5 protein-coding genes and 1 pseudogene are annotated in these 5,642 nt (G+C 68.0%); 3 read left to right on the forward strand and 3 right to left on the reverse strand.

The features are described 5' to 3' along the window. Positions 1-118: 118 nt before the first annotated feature. From MIC448_RS00675 to MIC448_RS00685, 3 genes are all read left to right on the forward strand, one after another. On the forward strand, positions 119-769 hold the full coding sequence (locus tag MIC448_RS00675; RefSeq protein ID WP_036294502.1) for an SIMPL domain-containing protein: 651 nt from the start codon (positions 119-121) through the stop codon (positions 767-769). A 176-nt stretch (positions 770-945) separates the two neighbouring features. Continuing rightward, positions 946-2,301, forward strand: a complete 1,356-nt coding sequence (locus tag MIC448_RS00680; RefSeq protein ID WP_036294505.1) for a M20/M25/M40 family metallo-hydrolase — start codon at positions 946-948, stop codon at positions 2,299-2,301. A gap of 25 nt (positions 2,302-2,326) precedes the next feature. Further along, positions 2,327-3,787: an MFS transporter gene (locus MIC448_RS00685; protein WP_036294509.1), complete on the forward strand. Its 1,461-nt coding sequence runs from the start codon at positions 2,327-2,329 to the stop codon at positions 3,785-3,787. A 9-nt stretch (positions 3,788-3,796) separates the two neighbouring features. Here MIC448_RS00685 and smpB read toward each other — a convergent pair whose 3' ends face one another. The 3 genes and pseudogenes from smpB to MIC448_RS00700 all read right to left on the reverse strand — a co-directional run. Beyond that, entirely contained in the window at positions 3,797-4,273 is a 477-nt protein-coding gene (gene smpB, locus MIC448_RS00690; protein ID WP_036294512.1) for an SsrA-binding protein SmpB, read from the reverse strand. Between the two features lie 88 nt (positions 4,274-4,361). After that, positions 4,362-5,276, reverse strand: coding sequence for a permease-like cell division protein FtsX (ftsX, locus tag MIC448_RS00695; protein ID WP_036294516.1), 915 nt, complete (start codon positions 5,274-5,276; stop codon positions 4,362-4,364). After that, a pseudogene (locus tag MIC448_RS00700) lies at positions 5,273-5,642 on the reverse strand (hypothetical protein); the annotation flags it as partial. The pseudogene MIC448_RS00700 and the gene ftsX, both read right to left, overlap by 4 nt.

Genomic DNA, 5,642 nt, shown 5'->3' on the forward strand with positions numbered 1-5,642 from the left:
CCCAGATCGAACGTTCTGTGACAGCTCGATCGCATGCTGAAGGCGCGCCCTCCGCCGACGCGCGATCCGCACACATCCGCACGCCATCCACCCAGCGCGAACGCCTAGAGTCGCAGGCATGAGCGACGTCATCATCACCGTCCGCGGCGAACACGAAACCCGAATCGCCCCCGAAGAGGGGGTCGTCCACCTCAGCGTCCGCTGCGACGGACCCGAGCGCGGCCCCGTCGTCGAACGCATCGCCGCGATCGCCGCACCGCTACGTGAAGAGCTCGCCGCACGCCAAGCATCCGGCGAGGTGAGTGAATGGTCGAGCCAGCGCGCGAGCGTCTGGGCCGAACGCCCCTGGAACAACGAGGGAAAGCAACTCCCCCTCATCCACCACGCGAGCGTCGAGGTCGTCGCCACCTTCACCGACTTCGCCGCCCTGTCGTGGTGGGTATCCGCCGTCGCCGAACGTGAGGGCGTCCAGGTCGGCGGAGTCACGTGGCAACTGACATCCGCAACCCGCCGCGCCGTCGAGGCCGAGGTCGCCGCCCACGCCGTTCAGACCGCTGTCTCTCGCGCCGGCGCCTACGCCAACGCCATCGGCCACGCCTCCGTCACCCCGCTCGAAATCGCCGACATCGGCCTGCTCGGACGCCCCGAGGCCGACCCCGGCCCCCGCATGATGCGCGCCATGGCAACGGATGCGTCGCCCGGACTCGACTTCCAACCCCAGGACATCACGGTCACCGCCGGCGTCGAGGCACGGTTCGCCGCGCGCTGACCCGCTCACCCGATCCATCCACCCGCGAACCGTCTCCACGCGGCCGTACGATCCGCACGACCAGAACCGTGACACGCCGTCCCACGCACCCCGGCACGGCGTGTCGGGCATCCGTCGTGCGGACGGCCCGCGGCTGAGCCCCACCAATTCCCCGACCCGTGGCTAGGGTGTCAAGCATGAGCGACACGTCCGAGCCCGTCACCGCCCGGCCCGGCATCGCCGAACGCCTCAGCCGCATGATCCAGCTCGAGACCGTCAGCGCGGAGCTCGACCAGCACGGTCCCCAAGCCTTCGAAGAATTCGTCGTCCTGCTCGCCGAGCTCTACCCCCTCATCCACGACCACCTCGAGCTCGAGCGCATCACCGACTTCGGCCTGCTCTTCCGCTGGCCCGGCATACCTACGAGCGACCCGAAGCACCCCGTCGTGCTCATGGCGCACTACGACGTCGTCCCCGTCGACCCCACCGACGCCTGGACCTACCCACCGTTCGAAGGGCGAATATCGGATGGCTCGGTCTACGGCCGCGGCACGCTCGACGACAAAGGGCCGCTGATCGTCACCCTCGAAGCCGTCGAGAACCTGCTCGCGACGGGGTTCACCCCGGCCCGCGACGTCTACCTCTCGCTCGGCGGCAACGAAGAGACCTTCGGCGATGCGGCAAAAACGATCGCAAAAGCCCTTCGCGATCGCGGCATCGTGCCATGGCTGGTCCTCGACGAGGGCGGCGCCGTCGTCGACGCACCCCTGCCCTTCGTCGCGGGCACGGCCGCGATGGTCGGCGTCGGCGAGAAAGGCATCGCAACCCTCCGCCTGACGGCACGCGGCGACGGGGGCCATGCATCCGCTCCCCCAACCCTGACAGCCGTCGGCCGGGTCGCCCGCGCCGTCGACCGGCTCACACCCCGCACGTTCCCGGCCCGCACCCCACGCGCAATCGCCCGGATGCTGGGACTCTTCGCCGACGGCACACCCCAACCCGCGCGGACCCTGCTGCGGGTTCTCGCCACGGCGAAACCCCTCACGGCGCAGGTCTTCGCCGCGCTCGGCGGCGAGCCGGCGGCGCTTGTCCGCACAACCGTCGCCGCGACGATGCAAGAGGGCGGAACCGCCGCGAACGTGCTGCCCTCACAGGCATCCGTCACCCTCAACCTGCGCATCGCGCTCGGCTCCACCGTCGCCGCGACCGTGCGCCGCGTTCGCCGCCGCATCCACGACCCGCTCGTCACGGTCGAAGTCGTCGAGGGCAGCGAACCCTCGCCCGAGTCCCCCACCGACAATGCGCAGTTCGCCCTCATCACCGAGGCGGTCGCCGCTTCGCACCCCGCGGCTCGCACCGTGCCCTACGTGATGATGGCCGCCACCGACTCGCGCCACTTCCATCGCTTCGCCCCCGCCGTCTACCGCTTCGCGCCGCTGGCGATGTCATCCACTCAACGCGCATCGATCCATGGCGTCGATGAGCGGGTCGAGATCGCCGAGCTGGAGCGCGGTGAACTGTTCCACCGCACGCTTCTGCAGCGGCTACAGTGATCGCACCCGAACAGAGAGAGCACCGATGAACCCTCGTGCCGGAGCCCTGGGCGCCCTCGCCAGCGTGGTCGGATTTCTCGCGTTCGTGGAGTTCACGAGCGGCATCCTGCAGGGGTACTACACCCCGATGCTCACCGACATCGCACGCAACCTCGACATCAACGACGCCGACGTCAACTGGCTCGAGGGGTCGCAGCTCATGCTCTCGGCGCTGGTCGTGCCGGCGATGGCAAAGCTCGGCGACATGGTCGGACACAAGCGGATGCTTCTGGTGTCGACCGCCGTGACGGCCGCGGCATCCCTCGTCCTACCCTTCACCGACTCGTTCGCGATCTTCCTCGCGGCCTGGGCGCTGCAGGGTTTCTACGTCGTGTGGCTTCCGCTGCAGATCGCCCTGATCTGGTCGCGCTCGCGGTCGATGCCGGGGCGAGCCTCGCTGACCGCGCGGGCCGCGGGCCTGCTCGTGGCGGCGCTCCAAGCGGGCGCGATCTCGGGGGCACTCGTCGGTGGCGCGCTGATCGACACGCTTCCTCTCACCGTGGTGCTGCTCATCCCCGCGGTGGCCGTCGTACTCTGCTTCTTCGTCATCCTGTTCGGCGTCAAGGAGTCGCCCGAGCCCGTCGGCGGACGGTTCGACACGGTCGGCCTCGTGCTGATCTCGTTCGCGCTCATCGCCTTCACCGGCGGGCTCAGCTTCCTACGGCTGAACGGCGTGGCGGATGTGCTGTCGTGGACGCTCGTGGTCCTCGGCATCCTGCTCGTCATCCCCTTCGCGATGTGGGAGCTGCGCCACGACGACCCGCTGATCGACGTGCGCATGTTCCGTTCACCCGCGCTCGGTCCCGTGTTCCTGACCGCCGGACTGTTCGGCGTGAGCGTGCTCGGAGCTCAGGCGCCACTGTCGACCTTCGCGCGCACCGATCCCGACGTCTACGGTTACGGGCTCGGGACGGCCGGATTCGCGACATCTCTGCTGATCGGGGTGTACCTGATCGGCATGATCGTGGGCGCCCTGCTCTTCGCACCCGTGGCGCGCAGGATCACGCCCCGCATCACGCTGATGGGGGCGTCCGTCCTGGTGGGCATCGGATTCCTCATGTTCCTGCCATTCCACGACACCTACGTGCAGGTGCTGACCAACATGGTCATCGTTGGCTTCGGGTCGGGCGCGTTGGTCGCAGCTCTCCCCGCGGCCGCCGCATCCGCTGCCCCTCGCACCCAGACGGGCGTCGCGACCGGCCTGACCAACTCGGTCAAGACCGTCGGTGGGGCGATCGCATCCTGCGTCTTCGGAATCGCGCTCATTCAGGGCGCCACGGGCGCGGCGGTCGACAGCACGGCCGGGTCATTCGCGGGCTACATCACCGTCTGGGTGGTCTGCGGCGCGACGGCCCTCGCTGCGGCGATCCTGCTGGCCTTCGTGCCCAAGCAGGCCTTCACCGACCGCACCGACGTCGACGCCGAGGCGCAGCCCGTCATCCGGTGAGAGAAACCCTCAGTCGCCGAGGCGGTTCTTCGTGCGCATGGCGCGCTCGGCCTCGCGCTTGTCCTGACGCTCGCGCAGGGTCTGGCGCTTGTCGAACTCGCGCTTACCCTTCGCGACGGCGATCTCGACCTTGGCACGCCCGTCCGAGAAGTACAGCTTCAGCGGAACCAGCGTGTAACCGCCGGCCGAGACGGCGTGCGAGAGCTTGACGATCTCGTCGCGGTGCAACAGCAGCTTGCGAACGCGTTTGGTGGCGTGGTTCGTCCAGTGCCCCTGCGAATACTCGGGGATGTGCACGGCATCCAGCCAGGCCTCGTTGCCGTCGATGTAGGCGTAACCGTCCGAGAGGTTGGCGCGACCCATCCGCAGCGACTTGACCTCGGTGCCCGTGAGCACGAGCCCGGCCTCGTACGTCTTCTCGATCGAGTACTCATGGCGCGCGCGACGATTGGTCGCGACGACCTTCTCCCCGCGTTCCTTGACCATGATGTTCCCCGCTGACGTTGCTGAACCGACGTTGCTGTGCCGCCCGGGCGGCAGCCGATCAGTCTATCAGGGACGAAACTCCGAGCGCCTACGCGCGCAGCCAGCGACGGATGGCGAAGCCCGCCGACAGCGCCGCAAGCACCACGCCCAGGGCGATGATCACGGGAATCACAACCCACAGTTCGCCGGCCCCGACCCACGTGGTGATGAACGTCACACGCTCGCGCAAGTATCCGTCCACACCGAATGTGATGCCCGCCCAGATCGCGACGCTCGCCAGCCCCGAACCGAGAAGTGCCGCGAGCACACCCTCCAGAATGAAGGGGGTTTGGATGAAGCGGTTGGATGCTCCCACCAGACGCATGATGCCGAGCTCTCGCCGTCGAGCGTAGGCCGACAGGCGAATCGTCGTCGCGATCAGCAGCACCGCCGCAACGAGCATGAGCCCGGCAATCCCGACGGCGATATAGGTCGCGACGGTCAGCGCCTGGAAAAGCGGCTCGAGGTACTGCAGCTGGTCTTGTACCTGCTCGACCCCCTGCATCCCGCTGAACGCCTCGACGATGACGTCGGACTGGGACTGATCAACGAGGTTCACGTAGAACGTCTGGTTGACCTGATCGGGGGTGATGACGTCGGCGTATTCCTGACCCAGCTGCTCGATCGTCGCCTGATATGCCTCATCCCGGTTCTCGAAGCGCGTCTCGCGAATCAGGGGCTGCAGCGCGGGTGATACCAGGGCTTCGCTGACCGCGTCGACCTGCTCCTGCGTCGCCTCGCCGTCAGCACAGGTCGCGCCGGTCGAGATCGACGTGCACATGTACACCGCGACCTGGGCCCGTTCGGCCCAGAAGTCCTTCATCGTGCCGATCTGCATCTGCATCAGGATCGCGGCGCCGACGAACGTCAGCGACACGAATGTGACGAGAACGACCGAGATGACCATCGAGGCGTTCCGGCGAAGGCCCGAGAACGCTTCGGCCAGGATCAGCTGAACCCTCACGAGGTCGATCCCACGGTGTCGTCTTCGTCGCGTTCGCCGAGACCCAGTCGATCGGCGATGCCAACCTCGGGCAGTTCCGGCAGATCGATCACGATCGGCCCCGTCAGCGAGGTACGCGACGGCTCGGCGTCGTCAACCTGAGGTTCGGCGATGGGCGGATCGACGGGAGCGATCGGCTCTGCGGACGGCTCGAGGTCGTACTCGGCCATCGAACCTGTGGGTACGGAATCGGCCCGGGGGCCCGTCTCGGTCGCGGAGCCTGCCCCGGTCAGGGGGTCCGCCGCGGTCGCTGAGGCTGTCGGAGTGACCGAGCCTGTCTCGGTCACTGAGCTCGCACCGGTCACTGAGCCTGCCGAAGTGACCCGC

Source organism: Microbacterium sp. C448, from assembly GCF_000582705.2.
Lineage (GTDB): Bacteria > Actinomycetota > Actinomycetes > Actinomycetales > Microbacteriaceae > Microbacterium > Microbacterium lacus_A.

Excerpts from the sequence above, each read along its gene's own strand:
- MIC448_RS00685 (WP_036294509.1), top strand. The coding sequence starts at position 2,327 with ATGAACCCTCGTGCCGGAGCCCTGGGCGCCCTCGCCAGCGTGGTCGGA.
- smpB (WP_036294512.1), bottom strand. The coding sequence starts at position 4,273 with ATGGTCAAGGAACGCGGGGAGAAGGTCGTCGCGACCAATCGTCGCGCG.
- MIC448_RS00675 (WP_036294502.1), top strand. The coding sequence starts at position 119 with ATGAGCGACGTCATCATCACCGTCCGCGGCGAACACGAAACCCGAATC.
- MIC448_RS00680 (WP_036294505.1), top strand. The coding sequence starts at position 946 with ATGAGCGACACGTCCGAGCCCGTCACCGCCCGGCCCGGCATCGCCGAA.